This is a genomic window from Micromonospora luteifusca (assembly GCF_016907275.1).
Lineage (GTDB): Bacteria > Actinomycetota > Actinomycetes > Mycobacteriales > Micromonosporaceae > Micromonospora > Micromonospora luteifusca.
This window is the reverse complement of the sequence record NZ_JAFBBP010000001.1, coordinates 3,139,263-3,155,083: the sequence shown is the minus strand read 5'-3', so window position 1 is coordinate 3,155,083 and position 15,821 is coordinate 3,139,263. Positions and strand designations below refer to the sequence as shown.

Here is a 15,821-nt window from a genome sequence, read left to right as displayed (position 1 = left end):
GTACGACGAGACGCTGAGTGCGCGAGGAGATGGTCATGGCAGGAGACACCACCATCACGGTCATCGGCAATCTGACCGATGACCCCGAGTTGCGGTTCACCCCCTCTGGGGCTGCGGTCGCCAAGTTCCGTGTCGCTTCGACGCCCCGATTCATGGACAAGGCGTCGAACGAATGGAAGGACGGCGAGCCGCTGTTCCTCGCATGCACCGTCTGGCGGCAGGCCGCCGAGCACGTCGCCGAGTCGCTGCAGCGTGGCGCTCGGGTGATCGTGTCAGGCCGGCTGCGTCAGCGGTCTTACGAGACCCGCGAGGGTGAGAAGCGCACAGTCATCGAGCTTGAGGTCGACGAGATCGGCCCGTCGCTGCGCTACGCCACGGCGAAGGTGCAGAAGATGTCCCGCTCCGGCGGCGCTGGCGGCGGCTTCGGTGGCGGCGGTGGCGGTGGCAGCCAGGGTGGCGGCGGAGGCAACTTCGACGACCCCTGGGCTTCGGCTGCTCCCTCTCCCGCGCGTGCCGGTTCGGGTGCCAATTTTGACGAGGAGCCACCTTTCTAATGGCGCCGAGCGCCCGCGATCGCAAACCAGGTGCACGTGCAACGGCCAAGGCTGCGGCACTGCGCAAGCCCAAGAAGAAGGTGAACCCGCTCGACAAGGACGGGATCGCCTACATCGATTACAAGGACACCGCGCTGCTGCGCAAGTTCATCTCCGATCGCGGCAAGATCCGCGCTCGGCGGGTGACCGGCGTGACCTCGCAGCAGCAGCGGCAGATCGCCCGTGCGGTCAAGAACGCCCGTGAGATGGCGCTCCTGCCGTACACGGCCACCACCCGCTGAGAGGAGGCACCGATATGAAGATCATCCTGACTCAGGAAGTGTCCGGCCTCGGTGCCCCGGGCGACATCGTCGAGGTCAAGAACGGCTACGGCCGTAACTACCTGCTGCCGCAGGGCTTCGCGATCGCCTGGACCAAGGGCGCGGAAAAGCAGGTCACGGTCATCAAGCGGGCCCGTGGGGCCCGTGAGATCCGCGACCTCGACCACGCCAACGAGGTCAAGGCTCAGCTCGAGGGTCTCAAGGTCAACCTGAAGGTCCGCGCCGGCGACGGCGGACGGCTCTTCGGCTCGGTCACCCCGACCGAGATCGTCGACGCCGTCAAGGCGGCCAGTGGCCCGGTCCTCGACCGGCGTCGGCTGGAGGTGCCCGGTCACATCAAGTCGACCGGCACCTACCCGGTGAAGATCAAGCTGCACCCTGAGGTGACCGCGTCGTTCAACCTGAACGTCGTTCAGGGCTGACGTCCGCAACACCACCACGAGGGCCCGCACCGAGCGATCGGTGCGGGCCCTCGTGCGTACGTCGTCCGGCAAGGTCGACGAGCCTGGCCTGGCCCGGCTCTTCGGGGTTGGTGATGACGCGAGGGTGGGGGTTGGCGGTGAGGTCGAGGGTGTCGAGGTGGGTTGATCCACTCCAGGTCGGCGATGTGGGGGTGTCGGGGTGGGTGTGATGCCGCAATGTCGGCGATCTGGTGTTGATCAAGCGCGGTCCGCCCGTCCCGCCCGCCCCGGGCGGACCGGCGAAAAGGCGGACCGGCGAAAAGGCGGACCGGCGAAAAGGCGGACCGGCGGACCGGGCGGACCCGGCGGTGGCAGACCGGCAGAACGACCGCAGGCTGGTCAGCCGATCGGCTGACCGGTGACCGCGCTGATCAGCACCGTGGAGAGGCCGCCGCCCACCACTGCCGCGGCGACCGCGATGGTGGCCGAGCGCCAGGTCGTGCCCACCCGACGCAGCAGCGCCGCCACCACCAGGCTGCTCAGGAGCGCCAACCCGAAGCGCGGCGAGCCGGCGAGCAACGACTCCAACGCGCGTGACCGGGGCGAGTCGCACCCGCCCCCGCTGATGTCGGTCACACAACCGGCCGGCGCCTGACTGTCCAAGGTCAACAGCCAGACGAAGATCAGCATCGCCGGCATCAGGTAACAGGCGGCCGTGTACAGCAACGGCCGGAACGGCCCACCCGGATCGGGGTCGAGCAGATCGTCTTCCAGGCGGCGAGCCCAGGCACCCGTCGCCGCCGACTCGACGCGCTGACGCACCGACGCCGCCCCGGCCGCCGGCCGGTCCGCCCGACGCCGTGGCGTACCCCCAGGGGGCACAGGTGCGCTGCGCGGTCGCGGAGCCGTGTAGCCCACCACCGGCGAGCGGGGCGCTGACGTCGACGGATCCGTCCATCTCGGGTCATCGTCCGCGAGCCGAGTGCCGGACCAGAACCCGTCGTCCCGGGTCGGCCAACCCTCCGCCGCAACGGACCGGTCGGAGCGCGGCGGAAGCGTACGGTCCCACTGGTCGTCCTCGATCGCGGACCGCTCCCACTGGCCGGTGCGGTCGGATCGCTCCCAGCCACCGACGCCTTCCACCGCCGACCACTGCTCGCTCAGATCCGTGCCGTCCGCACCGGGGCCGGGCGGCCACGCGTGCACTCCGGAGGCGTCCCACGGGTCCACCGCGGGCGGGTACGAAGGCTCGGGCTCAGCCACCCGATCGGACCCGCGTGCCCACGGGTCGGCCGCCGGGCGGGACCAGGACTCCTCCGCCGCACGGCGGCTGCGCCGGGTGGGACGGCTCACGTCCGGGCCCGGTGTCGGCTCGCTCGGAGTCGGCTCCAGATCCCCACCCGACCAGATCACCTGCGGACGGCCAGCGGGTGCGCGGCGGGGGCGGCGGTCCGGGACAGCGCCGGAAACCGGCTCGTCCTCCCCCGCGTCCGCGCGTCGGCGGCCGGCATACCCCTGCTCCTGCGGACGGTCGAGCGTCCACTCCCGGGTGTGGTCCGACTCGGGGGCCGCGCCGATGGCCGCTTGCTCCCGCCAACTCGGCTCGCTGCCCCGCCGTCGGCTGCCCGGCGACTCGATGGACCGCCGACCGGCTGCGGCGCTCGGGCGCTCGGGCTCGCGTTCAGGGTCGTCCGCGTCCTCGTCCGGTGCCGCGTGGCGACCGCCGCCGTCAGCGTGCCGGACCCCCGACTCCAGCGCCCAGCGGGGCAGGTAGGCATCGACGGGCTCGTCCTGGCCGCGATCCAGTGCACGCCGCCGGCTGGAGGTGCGGTAGCGACCGTCCTCGTCGTACGGATCGACCGGAAGAGACGCCGCGCGCTCACTCCACGAGGCGATCGGCTGGCGCTCGCGCGGGCTGCCATCCCCGCGTCCCCAGTCCCGGTAACTCACGGCCGGAGTGTGACCCTTCTGAACCGAAAGCGGAATCCGCTGTCCAGGTGTAGCCGTTCGCTGGAGATAGTACGGGACGATCGTGTCACAGGCCCGACCGAAATATTCTCCTCCACAGGCTGGGGAGCATGTTTCCGCAGGTCAACGACGTAAGGCCAAGAATTCCCCAACAGTTGTCCACAGGCTGTGCACACGCTGCGCACATCATGTCCACCGGCATCCACAGGTTGTCCCGAGGCTCGTCCACCGGCGTTGTTGAGTCTCTGACCTCGGGGTCCGTATGGTTGGCCCTCGACCGCCGGCGCGATGGCCCCCGATCGACCGGCCCGGTCGGACGGAAGTGTCGCACCCCAGCGGTAGAGCTGGAATCGGATCCGGCGCAGTGGAGGGGGGACCCGTGTCGGTCACTGACGACATGCGGGCAGAGCCACGCTCCGGTGGTGGTCAGCCACCCGCACAGCGGGACGGCCAGTTCGACAAGACCCCGCCCCAGGACGTTGCTGCCGAGCAGTGCGTCCTCGGCGGCATGCTGCTCTCCAAGGACGCCATCGCCGACGTCGTCGAGATCCTCAAGACCAACGACTTCTACCGGCCGGTGCACGCCACCATCTTCGACATCATCCTCGACATCTACGGCCGGGGTGAGCCCGCCGACTCGATCACGGTCGCGGCGGCGCTCGCCGACTCCGGCGATCTGGTACGCATCGGCGGCGCGCCCTACCTGCACACCCTCATCGCCAGCGTGCCGACCGCGGCGAACGCGGCCTACTACGCGCGCATCGTCAGCGAACGCGCGGTGCTGCGGCGGCTGGTCGAGGCCGGCACCAAGATCGTGCAACTGGGCTACGGCACCGCCAGCGGCGGCAGCCGCGATGTCGACGACGTCGTGGACCTCGCCCAGCAGGCCGTCTACGACGTCACCGAACGTCGGGTCAGCGAGGACTTCGCGATCCTCGCCGACATGTTGCAGCCGACGCTCGACGAGATCGAGGCGGTCGGGGCGACGGGCGGCATGATGACCGGCGTGCCGACCGGCTTCAGCGACCTGGACCGGCTGCTCAACGGCCTGCACGCCGGGCAGTTGATCATCGTGGCGGGCAGGCCCGGTCTCGGAAAATCGACCGCTAGCATGGACTTTGCCCGAAATGCCGCCATTCGCGCCAACCAGGCGGCCGCGATCTTCTCGCTGGAAATGAGCAAGGTCGAGATCGTCATGCGGCTGCTCTCCGCCGAGGCGCGGGTGCCGCTGCACGTGCTGCGTAGCGGTCAGCTCTCCGACGACGACTGGACCAAACTGGCCCGGTGCATGGGCGAGATCAGCGAAGCGCCGCTCTTCGTCGACGACACGCCGAGCATGAACCTGATGGAGATCCGGGCCAAGGCTCGGCGGCTCAAGCAGCGGCACGATCTCAAAATGATCGTGGTCGACTATCTCCAGCTGATGACCTCACCGAAGCGCACCGAGAGTCGCCAGCAGGAGGTCGCTGACCTGTCCCGTGGCCTGAAGCTCCTGGCCAAGGAGGTCGAGTGCCCGGTCATCGCGGTCAGCCAGCTGAACCGTGGCCCCGAGCAGCGCACCGACAAGCGACCCCAGCTGTCCGATTTGCGTGAGTCGGGCTCCATTGAGCAGGACGCCGACGTCGTCATCCTTCTCCACCGCGACGACTACTACGACAAGGAGTCGCCGCGGGCGGGGGAGGCGGATTTTATTGTTGCCAAGCATCGAAATGGCCCGACCGACACGGTGACCGTCGCGGCCCAGCTACACCTGTCCCGCTTCGTGGACATGGCCATCGGCTGACCCGCACGACACGCGCCGGGGATCAGCCGAGCAGCGGAAACCAGCCCGCCGACTCACCCAACTCCAACCGGTCGCGGTCGGTGAGCGGGACGCGGCCGGTGGCCTTCAGCAGGAAATCGTGGTCGTCCCAGGCGGCCGGGCGGACCGTGTCGTCGCTGAGCAGGCCATCCATGGTGGCCACCGCGACGCGTACGGCCAGTGGGTCGGGCGGCGGCGCGTCGGGCAGTGCCGGTGTCAGCAGGTCCAGGTGATGGACGACGGCCTCGGTGGTCAGGGTGGCGAGGAAATCCGGTACGCGCAGTACGTGCCCCTGCGTGGTCACGTACCCCTCGGGGTTGGCTGACGCGGCAGCGCGGACCGCCGCCGGGGCGGTCTCTCGCCACAGCTGGACGATGCCGGTCGGACGGTCGAACGCGGCGGCCGACCGGCGGACCCACCAGGCGTGCCGGGCGGCCTCTTCGCCGCCGGCGGGGAAGTCGCGCCAGTAGCTCACGTCGTCGGTGTCGGCGGGGCCGTCGACCTGGCTGGCCAGTGTGACCAGTGCCCGCTGGGCGTCGCCGAGCACGTGCAGGAGCAGGTCCGCGACGAGCCAGCCCTGGCAGCGGGTGGCCTGTTGCAGGCCGGCGTCGTCCAGGTCGCCGACCACCGCGGTGATCCCGTCGTAGGCCTGGGCCAGCGCGGCGTGGGATCGGCCCGTGCTCACGCGAACCAGCCTCGCACGGACCAGCCCCTCCCGCCAACCGTCGACGGCGTGGGCAGTGTGCCCGGGCCGATGCGTGATCGACCCGGGCGGGATGTCAGGCTGGCTCAGCCGAACATCTCGTCGAGGAAGCCCTTGCGCTTCTTCTGCCGGTAGTGACCGTGGTAGCCGTGGTGCTGCTGCTGGTGGCCGTAGGCCGGCGCCGGCGGGTAGCCGTGTGCGGGCGGCGGCGGGACGGCACCGTAACCGGGCTGGTGCGGCGGGGGCGGCGGGGGCGGGTAGCCGGCCGGCTGCTGCGCGGGCTGCCCTGGCGCGCCGCCGGTCTGTTGGCGGCTCCAGTTGGCCTCCGCCTCGAACAGCTTCTCCAGCTCGCCGCGGTCCAGGAAGATGCCTCGGCACTCCCCGCACTGGTCGATGACGACGCCGCTGCGCTCGTACTGGCGCATTTCTCCGTGACACTTGGGACAGGTGAGGCTACTCATCGCCTGACGGTACCTGGTGGACCTATGCAGTTGCTGTGAGCGCCTCGGTGACTTCTTCGTCGGACACCTCGTGGAAATCGTCGTAGTAGACGCTCACCGCGCCGAAGTCCGGTGGGCGTTGGGCACAGACGACCTGGTCGGCTTCGGCGGCGAGCAGTTCGAATGCTTCCTGCGCGCCGACTGGGACCGCGACCACGACCCGGCGTGCCCCGAGTTGACGGACGACCTCCACGGCCGCGCGGGCGGTCGCGCCGGTGGCCAGGCCGTCGTCGACGATCACCGCGGTCCGGCCGGTGAGGTCCAGCTGTGGGCGACCGCCCCGGTAGAGCCGCTCCCGGCGTTCCAACTCGGTCTGCTCCCGCTGACTGACCTCGGCGATGTCGTCGCTGCTGAGTCGGCTGGCCACCGCGTCGTTGAGCACCTGGACATTGCCCGGCCCGAGCGCGCCGAAGGCGACCTCCCGGGCCCACGGCATGCCGAGTTTGCGGATGACCAGCACGTCCAGGGGTGCGCCGAGCCGTTCGGCGACGACCCGGGCGACCGGCACGCCGCCACGGACGAGGCCGAGGACGATGACGTCCGGTTCGCCGATGAGTGCGGTGAGTCGCTTGGAGAGCACCCGGCCCGCCTCGGCCCGATCGCGGTACGTCGTCATGCCTTCAGGTCTACGCCCTGTCGCGCCGTTTCGCCCGGCAGTTACGCCGAAGTGGTCCGACCGGACAGCTCGTCGGGCGCCGGGGCGGTCGGCGTGTCGACCCGGCGGTGCAGGGCGGGTGCCCAGGTGAGCAGGGCCAACGGGTACAGCAGGTAGCCGAAGCGGGTCGAGGGCATCAGGGCGATGGCGGCGAGCAGCCCGTACCCGCAGATCAGCGCGGTGGCGACAGCGGTGCGCGGCGGGCGGCGGGCGAGCCGGACGGCGATGGCCACGCCGACGGCGACCAGCAGCGCGGCGGCGATCAGCCGGCCGGCGGGCATCGCAGTGGCGATCAGGTAGCCGGGGAACGGGGACTGGGCCGGGCTGGTGACCAGGCCGTGGCCGAGGGGGAAGCGCAGCACGTTCTCGGTCAGCGCGTCGTGGTCGACAAGCATCGCCGGCAGGAGGGCCGCGACGGGCAGGCCGATTGCCCCGGCGGCGACGCGGGTGCCGGCGCGGCGGGTCAGGCCCCAGACGATCAGGACCAGGGCCACCGGCCAGGCGAACAGCTTCAGCGCGCCGGCGAGCCCGACCGCGAGGCCGGCCTGGCCGGGCCGGTCGGCGGCGGCGAGCGCGAGGGCCAGCAGGCAGAGCGCGAGTACGGGTAGGTCGTCGCCGCCGGTGGCGAGGGTGAGGGCGCAGATTGGCAGGACGGTGGCGGCCTGCACGCCTCGCAGCAGCGCGGCGTCTCGCCGGTGAGGCATCGCGGCGTCTCGCTGGCGATCCGTCCTGGTGGTGGCGGTGGTCGGTGTTCTGCGCAGGGCGGTCACGGCCAGGGCGAGCGCCAGCACGGTGCCCACCGCGAACCAGACCCGGGAGTCGGTCCACCAGGTGTCGGCCAGTGCTCTGGGCAGGCCGAACATCGCCATTCCGGGTTGGTACGGGGTGTAGCCGAGCAGTTGCTCCCCGGGTGGGAGGGCGGCTATCGCGTCGGGTCCGAGGTATGGCGTGCCGTGCTCCAGGAGGCGGGTGCCGGCCTGCTCCACGACAAGTACTTCCTCCTGGGCCCGATCGGTGCGCCCGCTGGCCCGCTCGATGCTCTGCCAGAGCAGGGGCAGCAGCGCGGCGCTGGCCCAGGCGAATCCGGTGACCGCCCAGCGGGCAGGCAGACCGGCCAGCCGTGTGGTCGGGGAGCGCCGACGTAACAGGAGTTGAGCGATCACCACCAGCGTCGCGATCAGGTACCCGACGGCGGCGACCGTGCCCCAGGCCCGGTGCGGCAGCAGGGTCGACGTGACCGCGGTGATCGCGGCGAAGATGGCCGAGACGGCGTAGAGGCCGAGGTCGAGGGCGAGTCCGCCGGCGGCGGTGTCGAGCGTCCGCCAGTGCCAGTGCCAGCGACGGCGGCGGGCGGTCGGGGCGTCGGCGATCACGCGGGCCAGTCTGGCAGACCGGGCCGCACCTGCACCGGACCGTGTCGTGCTGGTCGGTCGGTGCCCGGTCAGGCGGGTAGGTGCGGGAGGCGGTTGCGGCCGGTTTGGCGGCGGTTCTGGCTCAACCGGATCACCGCGCCGGCGTCGTGCAGTGGCGCGGCGAGGGCGCCGGGGCGCCCGCCCGAGCCGCGCTGCATCGCCGCGAGCAGGGTGCCGGCCGGCACCGGCCGCGCGAACAGGTGGCCCTGGCCGGCGACGCAGCCCAACTCCCAGAGGGCCCGCCGCTGCGGCTCGCTCTCCACCCCTTCGGCCACCACGTCCAGGTTGAGGCTGCGGCCCAGGTCGAGGGTGGAGCGGATGACCGCGGCGGCCTCCGCCGAACTCTCCATCGTCGTCACGAAGCTCCGGTCGATCTTCAACTCGTGTACCGGGATCCGGGAGAGCAGGGAGAGCGAGGAGTAGCCGGTGCCGAAGTCGTCCAACGCGAGCCGGACACCCTCGTCGCGCAGCCGGCTGAGCACCCGGTCGACCACGTCGAGTTGGCTGAGCGTGAGGGTCTCGGTCAGCTCCAGCACCAGCCGGTCCGGGGGGAGGTCGTGGGCGCGCAGGCGGGCCAGCACCGAGCCGGGGAACCGTGCGTCGAGCAGGCTGCGGGGGGACACGTTGACCGCGACCGGTACGTCGAAGCCGGCGTCACGCCAGTTGCCGGCTGCGATCAGCGCCTGGTCGAGGATCGCTTCGGCGAAGGCTGGCAGCAGGCCCGAACGCTCCACCGCCTCCAGGAAACGCAGTGGGTCGATCATGCCGTGGGTGGGGTGGCGCCAGCGGGCGAGCGCTTCCGCGCTGGTCACCTCGCCGGTGCCCAGGTCGACGATCGGTTGGAAGTTGACGACGAACTCGTGGTCGGCGACCGCGCGTGGCAGGTCACCGCCGAGGGTGAGGCGGCCCAGGTCTGCGGTGTCCCGGGTCGGGGCGTACGAGGAGATCCGTTGCCCGGCGCGTTTCGCCTGGTACATGGCCACGTCGGCGCGGCGCAGCAGCTCGGCCATGCCGCCGGTCGACGGTGCGACGGAGATGCCGCCGCTGGCCTCGACGCTGATCCGCATGCCGTCCAGGTCGAACGGCTCGTGCAGGGCGGCGAGCAGCGTCTCGGCCCGGTGGGCGGCCACCGCCGGGGCCGGCAACCCGCGCAGGAGTACGGCGAACTCGTCACCGCCGAGGCGGGCCACCAGGTCACTCGCCTGGGCCGCTTCCCGCAACCGGTCGGCGACCTGCACCAGCACCTGATCGCCGGCGGCGTGCCCAAGCGTGTCGTTGACCTCCTTGAAGTGGTTGAGGTCGATCAGCACGAGCGCCGTGACCCCGTCGGCGTGGCGGCTGCTCAACTGCTCGGTGCCCTGGTCGAGGAGGTGCCGGCGGTTGGCCAGCCCGGTCAGCGCGTCGTGCGCGGCGGCGTACGCGTGCTCGTTGGCCACCCGGGCCAGTTCGGCGTACGCCTGGGCGTTGCGCACCGCTGTGCAGAGCGCGGAGGCGAAGGTGCGCAGGGTGTACTGCTCCCGTTCGGAGAGCTGCACCGGGCCACGGAAGCGCAGTCGTAACACGCCGACGTCGACGGTCCGGTCATGTCCTTCGAGCGGTGTGGGGACGATCGTGCCGTCCACGTCGGTGGGCGTGCCGGTCGGGCCGTCGAAGGTGATGCCGCCGGTGCCGCCGCGCACGGCGCGGTTGCCGTCGCGCAACTCGATCTCGACCTCGTCGGCGGAGAACAACTCGGCGGCCTGGGTGATGGCGGTGGTGAGGACGGTGTCCAGGTCGACCACGTTGAGCGCGTCGGTGGTGCGGGCGAGCCGCTGCCACGCCTGCTGTTCGGTGCGGCCGCGGATGCGCGCGGAGTAGGCCAGGTGGAGACTCAGGACCAGGGGCGGAACGGCGAGCAGCAGACGCTGATCCGCCTGAAGGATGATCAAGGTGAGGGCGGCCACCACGAACCGGACGGCGAATCCGGCCAGCCGCAGGTCGAAGTGGGTACGGAACTGCCGGACGATCCGCGTGCCCGACGCCAGGGCGATGACCGGAACGGCCAACAGGTCATCGAGTACTGCGGCGACGAGGTAGACCGTCCCGAGCAGTATGAGGTGATTCCAGAGGTCGTCTGGCGGCCAGCGCGGGCCGAGAAGCATGATCACTAGAGTGGCGCCGCCGGCCACGAGGGTGTGCTTGGCGATAGCGAAGGCTGCCTTGATCGCGGTCAGCCGGTTGACGAGTGACACGCAGGCGATGCCGAGGCCCGTGGACAGGATCACCCAGGGTGGCGGGGCCAGCGCGAGTCCGAGGACGATGGCCGTCTCCACCCAGGCGAACGAGAATGTCGTCGACCTGATCCGGAGGCGCGTTTTGACGACCGCCCCTAAGGCGATCATCAGGACGAGCGCCGAGATCGTCGAGACGTCCCCCGCGCTGTCTGGCACGTTGCGTGTCGTTGCGATCGCTGCTGTCACGGCGACGACGGATGCCAGCGTCACCATCAGCCCGACGAGGCCCAGCAGGCGTGGGTCGGCTCCCCTGTGACGACGCGTCGTCCGGCTCACTCAACCTCACCCGTAACCCACCGTCGGTGTCCGCTGACGGGCAGCGTACCGCTGTGTCGCCACGGTGATAAGGATTCAGTCCCATTCGGTGCTACGCATCTGACACCCCTTCAGCGTCGAGGATTTGCGTCGGGCCGCAGGTGAACTAGTCCCACTCGGTGCTGTTGCGCATCGTTCGACCCCCCTTGCCACCACGGAGCGCCGCGTTGGGCGCCATTCGTTCGTAGGGCTGAGAGTAGGAGAGTTGATGCGCAGGAAGGAACAATTAATGTCGGTATGCGCAACATTAGCCAAGCTGAAGCGGGTATGTCACTTTCTGTCCGCACTCCTGAGCGGAGCGCTCAACCTTCTCGCCGGACGGTCGGGACGAATCGACCATTGGTGCGGTGGCCGGCAAGGCGTATTCAGTGTCGCGGAGTCTGTGCACGAGTCGATCCGCGGTTCGGGCCGCCACGTAGGCGAATCGGATCGTTCGTGGGCAAGCATCTGAGCAGATCATTCCAGCTGATGCTAAGGGTGGTGACGCCGTCAGGGTGGGGTTGGTGACCGTAGGCTTCGTTGGGTGATCGACTGGATACATCACTGCTGCCGTTGAGGTAGGGGGGACGGGTGGAGATTCGAGTTCTTGGCGGCCTCTCGGTGCAACTGCCCGCCCGCACTTTGCGGCTGGGTACGCCAAAACAACAGGTCGTCTTCGCGATGCTCGCAGTTCAGCCCGGCCAGCTCGTGACTATCGAAGATCTCGTCGATGAGTTATGGCCCGACTGCCCTCCGCGATCTGCGGTTGCGAATGTACGGACCTACGCCGCCAATCTGCGCCGAGGCTTCGAGGCTTCGCAGCCTGGCCGTGGGGCGGTCGTGCGGCAACCCAACGGCTATCGGTTGGTTCTGCGGCCCGATCTGATAGATGTCTTCCGCTTCGAGATGGAGCGCCGCGCCGGTCGGGACGCCCTGGCGGACGGCGATCTGGACCAGGCGGGGAAACTGCTGGGCCGCGCCGTGGCGCGGTGGCGGGGCCCGATGCTCGCCGGCCTCCCGCTCGGCCCCGTCCTCGCCGCCCGAACCGTCGCCGCCGAAGAGGAGCGGCTGTTGGCGACCGAACTTCTCGCCGACGTTCAGCTCAGGTCGGGCCGCGACGACCTTGCGATTCCGCAGCTGCGTGAAGTGGCGGCTCGACATCCCCTCCGCGAGCCGGCCCACCTCCTTCTCATGCGGGCTCTGCACCAGCGCGGGGACAACGCGGAGGCGCTGGCAACGTACGACGAGATTCGAACAAGGCTGCTCGTGGACTTGGGCGTGGGCCCCGGGGATCACCTGCAGGACCTGCGCCGCTCGATCGTCGCGGCAGCGTCGCGGCGCGTCCCGGCGCGTCCCGGCGCCTCCCAGCGGGAAACCGGCCCAGCTCGTTCGACGGCGATGGCGGCTGACGTGGCGGTTGATACGGCATCCGGACGGACGAGTGGGGTCAGCCCGGTGGATCACCTTCCCCGGGCGGTTACCGACTTTGTCGGACGGGAAGAAGTGGTGTCGCGGCTGCTGGCGGAGACCCGGAGGGTCGAGTCGCGGGTGCCGGCCGTCCACATCATCGATGGCATGGCGGGCAGCGGCAAGACGACCCTCGCTGTGCACCTGGCCCGACGGCTGTCCGATCGATACCCGGACGCCGCGTTGTTCATCGACCTGTGTGGGCATGGCGAGAAGAACCGGGTGGAGCCGGCGAGCGCCCTGGTAACCCTGCTTCGTCAGCTCGGGGTGCCGGCCGAACAGGTTCCGGTCGAGGTTGACGACCGGGTGGACCTGTGGCGACGGGAGTTGGCCCGGCGGCGGTCGGTGATAGTTCTCGACAACGCCGCGAGCAGTGAGCAGATCATGCCCCTCCTGCCGGCCGAGCCGACCGCAGTGGTCCTGGTGACCTCACGGCGGCGACTGTCACACCCGGATGTCGCACCGTCGCAGACGCTTCCGGTCATGAGCTCCCAGGAGAGCGTGGAGCTCCTCAGCCTCAGCGTGGGTCCGGACAGGGTCGAAGCCGAGCCGCAGGCGGCCGCCGAGGTGGTCCGCCGGTGCGGTCATCTTCCGCTGGCGATCCGGCTGGCCGGTGCCAGACTGGCTCATCGGCGCGGCTGGCGGTTGGCGGACCTCGCCGCCCAGATGGCCGGCGGCGATCCGTTGCTGCAACACCTGGGCCAGGAAGAGAGCACTGTCGTCGGTGCCTTCGCCGCCTCCTACGAGCCGCTACCGGAGGTGACCAAACGGGTCTTCCGGTTCGTGGGCCTGTACCCGGGTGATCGATTCAGTTCCCTGGCGGTCGCTGCGCTGACCGGTCTGACCGTTGCGGAGGCTCACTCGGCGCTCGATGACCTCGTCGACCGGAACCTGGTCGAGGACCTCGACTCGACGCGGTACGGACTGCACGACCTCATGCGCGAGTACTCCGTCGACCTGTGTTCGCGCATCGACTCCCAGAGCGACCGGAGGCGCGGACTGTCCCAGTTGTTCGGCTTCACGCTGGAGGCCGCTCTGCGGGTCGCCGAAACGCTGGAGCCCGGCGTCATAAGGTCCCAGGTCACTCAACTCCCGTTCGGGCGGCCCGAACTGGTCGAGGCCATCGGCGAGCCCACCGCCGACTGGTTGGAAACGGAGCGAGCGGACCTGGTGAGAATGGTGCTGTCGGCGAGCGAGTCAGGTTTTCGCGAGTACTCGTGGCGGTTGGCCCGTGCCATCTGGCGGTTCTACTACATCCGTGGATACTTCGAGGACATCATCCTGACCCACCGTCACGCGCTCCGCGCGGCGGAGGCGACGGGAGATGTCGATGCGATGGCGCTGACGAACAACTACCTGGCCTCCGCCTACGTCCGTACCGGGAACAACCGGGGGGCGCTCGACCATCTGACCCGTGCGGTCGAGCTCTCCCGCAATTCGCCGGACGTGCTGAACGCCGCGCGGTACCGCGCCAACCTCGCCGCCGTCTACTGGTGGAGCGGTCAGCTAACCGAGGCGGTGACGCTGGGTTTCGACTGTCTGCGGGATTACAAGGTGTACGGGAATGTCGGGGTGCCGATGCTGCTGCCGAATCTTGGCTTGGCCTTGACGGGCTTGGGTCGGTACCAGGAGGCGCTGCGGATGCACCGTCAGCACTTGACCTGGGCGCGGACGAACTCCAATGACTTCCACGTGCTCAACGCTCTCAGCCACATCGGCGCCGTACGAGTCCGAATGGGCGACCTTCCGCAGGCGATCCGCATCCTCCGGGCCTCGTTGGCTCTGCGGGATCGCACCGGCCACCGGTACGCCGAGGCCGAGGTGCGCAACGACCTCGGGATCGCCTACCGCGGTCTTGGTCGTCTGGTCGAGGCCGAGCAGGAACATGAGGTGGCCCGAAAGCTGTCGATCAGCTCGGGGGAACGACACGTCGAGGCGGCTGCGCTGAACGAACTCGGCCGCACCCTGCTGGCGCAGGGACGAGGTGGCGAGGCGTTCGAGAGGCACCAGGAGGCGTTGCGGTTGGCGGCTCGGATCTCACATCCGTACGAGCAGGGGCGCGCTCTGGCAGGTCTTGCCGAACACTTCGTCCCCCTGGACCCGGCGGAGGCCAGGCGGTACTGGGAGCGAGCGTTGGCGATCTTCCGGCGGATGGGCGTACCGGAGCGTCTCGAAGCCGAACGCCGTCTTGCCGAGTTGGGCGACAGAGTCGCGGACGCCGGGCGCTGACCAGCCCAAACGGCGCTTATCGATTTCTTATCGCCGGGTCCGGTAACTTCTCGGCCGTATCGGCGAACGGGGGAGGTTCTGCCCTCGGGCAGAACCAGGTCGTCGACATGCACCCGCTGTCAGGTCCCCCCAGCGACCTCGGCGGCGGGTCGGCGAGGAAGGGGCGGTGTCCTGCTGGCACGCGCCGTCAGCACCCGGCGCGGCAGGTGGTCCGACGCCGCTCCTTCCGAGCATCGTCGTACCGCACCGATAGGCTCACGGTCGTGACCGAACCCGCGCAGCTCAGCCACGTCGACCGCGCCGGCGCGGCCCGCATGGTCGACGTCTCCGCCAAGGCGGTGACGGGCCGGCTGGCCGTCGCGGCCGGCCGTCTGCGGACCACGCCCGAGGTCATCGACCTGCTGCATCGTGACGGGTTGCCCAAGGGCGACGCGTTGGCGGTCGGCCGCCTGGCCGGGATCATGGGGGCCAAGCGCACCCCTGACCTGATTCCGCTCTGCCACCCGATCGCCCTGCACGGCGTCACCGTCGACCTGCGGTTGACCGCCGACACCGTGGAGATCACGGCCACCGCCCGCACGGCGGACCGGACGGGGGTGGAGATGGAGGCACTCACGGCGGTCGCCGTTGCCGGCCTCGCTCTGATCGACATGGTCAAGGCGGTCGACCCGGCGGCCTCGGTGGAGGCGGTCCGGGTGCTGCGCAAGGAAGGCGGCAAGACCGGCGAGTGGATCCGGCCGGAGGACCGGCCGTGATCCGGGCCCGGGTGATCGTCGCGTCCAACCGCGCCGCGGCCGGTGTCTATGCCGACACCAGCGGTCCGCTGCTCGTCGCCGGCCTGCGCGAGCTGGGGTGCGAGGTCGACGAGCCGGTGGTGGTGCCCGACGGTGAGCCGGTCGGCGTGGCCCTTGAGGCCGCCCGCGCCGACGGTGTCGATGTGGTGCTGACCAGCGGTGGCACCGGGGTGACCCCGTCGGATCGGACCCCGGACGTGACCCGGGGCCTGCTGGATTACGAGATTCCCGGCATCGCCGAGGCGATCCGCGCGCACAGCCGCGACCGCGTGCCCACCTCGGTGCTGTCCCGGGGCCTGGCTGGTGTCGCCGGCCGGATGCTGGTGGTCAACCTGCCTGGCTCGACCGGCGGCGCCCGGGACGGGCTGGCGGTGCTCGGGCCGATCCTCGGGCACACCGTCGATCAGCTTCGCGGTGGGGACCACTGACCGGTCCAGGCCAGGCCCCGGC

General features: G+C 70.2%; 14 protein-coding genes. 8 read left to right on the top strand and 6 right to left on the bottom strand.

Annotated elements, in window-relative coordinates; translation table 11 throughout:
- Positions 1-17 precede the first annotated feature (17 nt).
- From JOD64_RS14135 to JOD64_RS33480, 4 genes are read left to right on the top strand one after another with little or no spacing between them, the layout of a single operon-like run.
- Positions 18-554, top strand: a complete 537-nt coding sequence (locus JOD64_RS14135; protein WP_184179965.1) for a single-stranded DNA-binding protein — start codon at positions 18-20, stop codon at positions 552-554.
- The gene (gene rpsR / locus JOD64_RS14130; RefSeq protein WP_051723758.1) at positions 554-835 is read left to right on the top strand and encodes a 30S ribosomal protein S18; all 282 of its coding nucleotides are present in this window, start codon (positions 554-556) and stop codon (positions 833-835) included. Before JOD64_RS14135 ends, rpsR begins: the two co-directional genes overlap by 1 nt.
- A gap of 14 nt (positions 836-849) precedes the next feature.
- Positions 850-1,296, top strand: coding sequence for a 50S ribosomal protein L9 (gene rplI / locus JOD64_RS14125; RefSeq protein WP_204942660.1), 447 nt, complete (start codon positions 850-852; stop codon positions 1,294-1,296).
- Between the two features lie 40 nt (positions 1,297-1,336).
- Positions 1,337-1,462 carry a hypothetical protein gene (locus JOD64_RS33480; protein WP_275581447.1) on the top strand — a complete coding sequence of 42 codons (126 nt, stop codon included), beginning with the start codon at positions 1,337-1,339 and terminating at the stop codon, positions 1,460-1,462.
- Positions 1,463-1,674: 212 nt separating this feature from the next.
- On the opposite strand, the gene JOD64_RS14120 is transcribed toward JOD64_RS33480, so the two are convergent.
- Positions 1,675-3,225, bottom strand: a complete 1,551-nt coding sequence (locus JOD64_RS14120; protein WP_204942659.1) for a hypothetical protein — start codon at positions 3,223-3,225, stop codon at positions 1,675-1,677.
- Positions 3,226-3,622: 397 nt separating this feature from the next.
- Here JOD64_RS14120 and dnaB point away from each other — a divergent pair, with 397 nt between their 5' ends.
- Positions 3,623-5,026 carry a replicative DNA helicase gene (dnaB, locus tag JOD64_RS14115; protein WP_204942658.1) on the top strand — a complete coding sequence of 468 codons (1,404 nt, stop codon included), beginning with the start codon at positions 3,623-3,625 and terminating at the stop codon, positions 5,024-5,026.
- Positions 5,027-5,048: 22 nt separating this feature from the next.
- Here the strand turns inward: dnaB and JOD64_RS14110 are convergent, their stop codons facing one another.
- The 5 genes from JOD64_RS14110 to JOD64_RS14090 all read right to left on the bottom strand — a co-directional run bounded on the left by JOD64_RS14110 (position 5,049) and on the right by JOD64_RS14090 (position 10,863).
- Positions 5,049-5,729: a maleylpyruvate isomerase N-terminal domain-containing protein gene (locus JOD64_RS14110; protein WP_204942657.1), complete on the bottom strand. Its 681-nt coding sequence runs from the start codon at positions 5,727-5,729 to the stop codon at positions 5,049-5,051.
- 104 nt (positions 5,730-5,833) lie between these two features.
- Positions 5,834-6,208, bottom strand: a complete 375-nt coding sequence (locus tag JOD64_RS14105) for a TFIIB-type zinc ribbon-containing protein (protein ID WP_204942656.1) — start codon at positions 6,206-6,208, stop codon at positions 5,834-5,836.
- 22 nt (positions 6,209-6,230) lie between these two features.
- Positions 6,231-6,863 (bottom strand): phosphoribosyltransferase, encoded by a 633-nt coding sequence (locus JOD64_RS14100; protein WP_204942655.1) that lies wholly within the window; start codon positions 6,861-6,863, stop codon positions 6,231-6,233.
- A 41-nt stretch (positions 6,864-6,904) separates the two neighbouring features.
- Positions 6,905-8,275, bottom strand: coding sequence for a glycosyltransferase 87 family protein (locus JOD64_RS14095; RefSeq protein ID WP_204942654.1), 1,371 nt, complete (start codon positions 8,273-8,275; stop codon positions 6,905-6,907).
- Between the two features lie 68 nt (positions 8,276-8,343).
- Positions 8,344-10,863 carry a putative bifunctional diguanylate cyclase/phosphodiesterase gene (locus JOD64_RS14090; protein WP_372434139.1) on the bottom strand — a complete coding sequence of 840 codons (2,520 nt, stop codon included), beginning with the start codon at positions 10,861-10,863 and terminating at the stop codon, positions 8,344-8,346.
- A gap of 858 nt (positions 10,864-11,721) precedes the next feature.
- On the opposite strand from JOD64_RS14090, the gene JOD64_RS14085 reads away from it, so the two are divergent.
- From JOD64_RS14085 to JOD64_RS14075, 3 genes are all read left to right on the top strand, one after another.
- Positions 11,722-14,577, top strand: a complete 2,856-nt coding sequence (locus tag JOD64_RS14085) for an AfsR/SARP family transcriptional regulator (RefSeq protein WP_204942653.1) — start codon at positions 11,722-11,724, stop codon at positions 14,575-14,577.
- 263 nt (positions 14,578-14,840) lie between these two features.
- Complete coding sequence (moaC, locus tag JOD64_RS14080) at positions 14,841-15,332, top strand: cyclic pyranopterin monophosphate synthase MoaC (protein ID WP_204942652.1); 492 nt, start codon at positions 14,841-14,843, stop codon at positions 15,330-15,332.
- Positions 15,329-15,799, top strand: coding sequence for a MogA/MoaB family molybdenum cofactor biosynthesis protein (locus JOD64_RS14075; RefSeq protein ID WP_204942651.1), 471 nt, complete (start codon positions 15,329-15,331; stop codon positions 15,797-15,799). The genes moaC and JOD64_RS14075 overlap by 4 nt, the downstream gene beginning before the upstream one ends.
- Positions 15,800-15,821 lie beyond the last annotated feature (22 nt).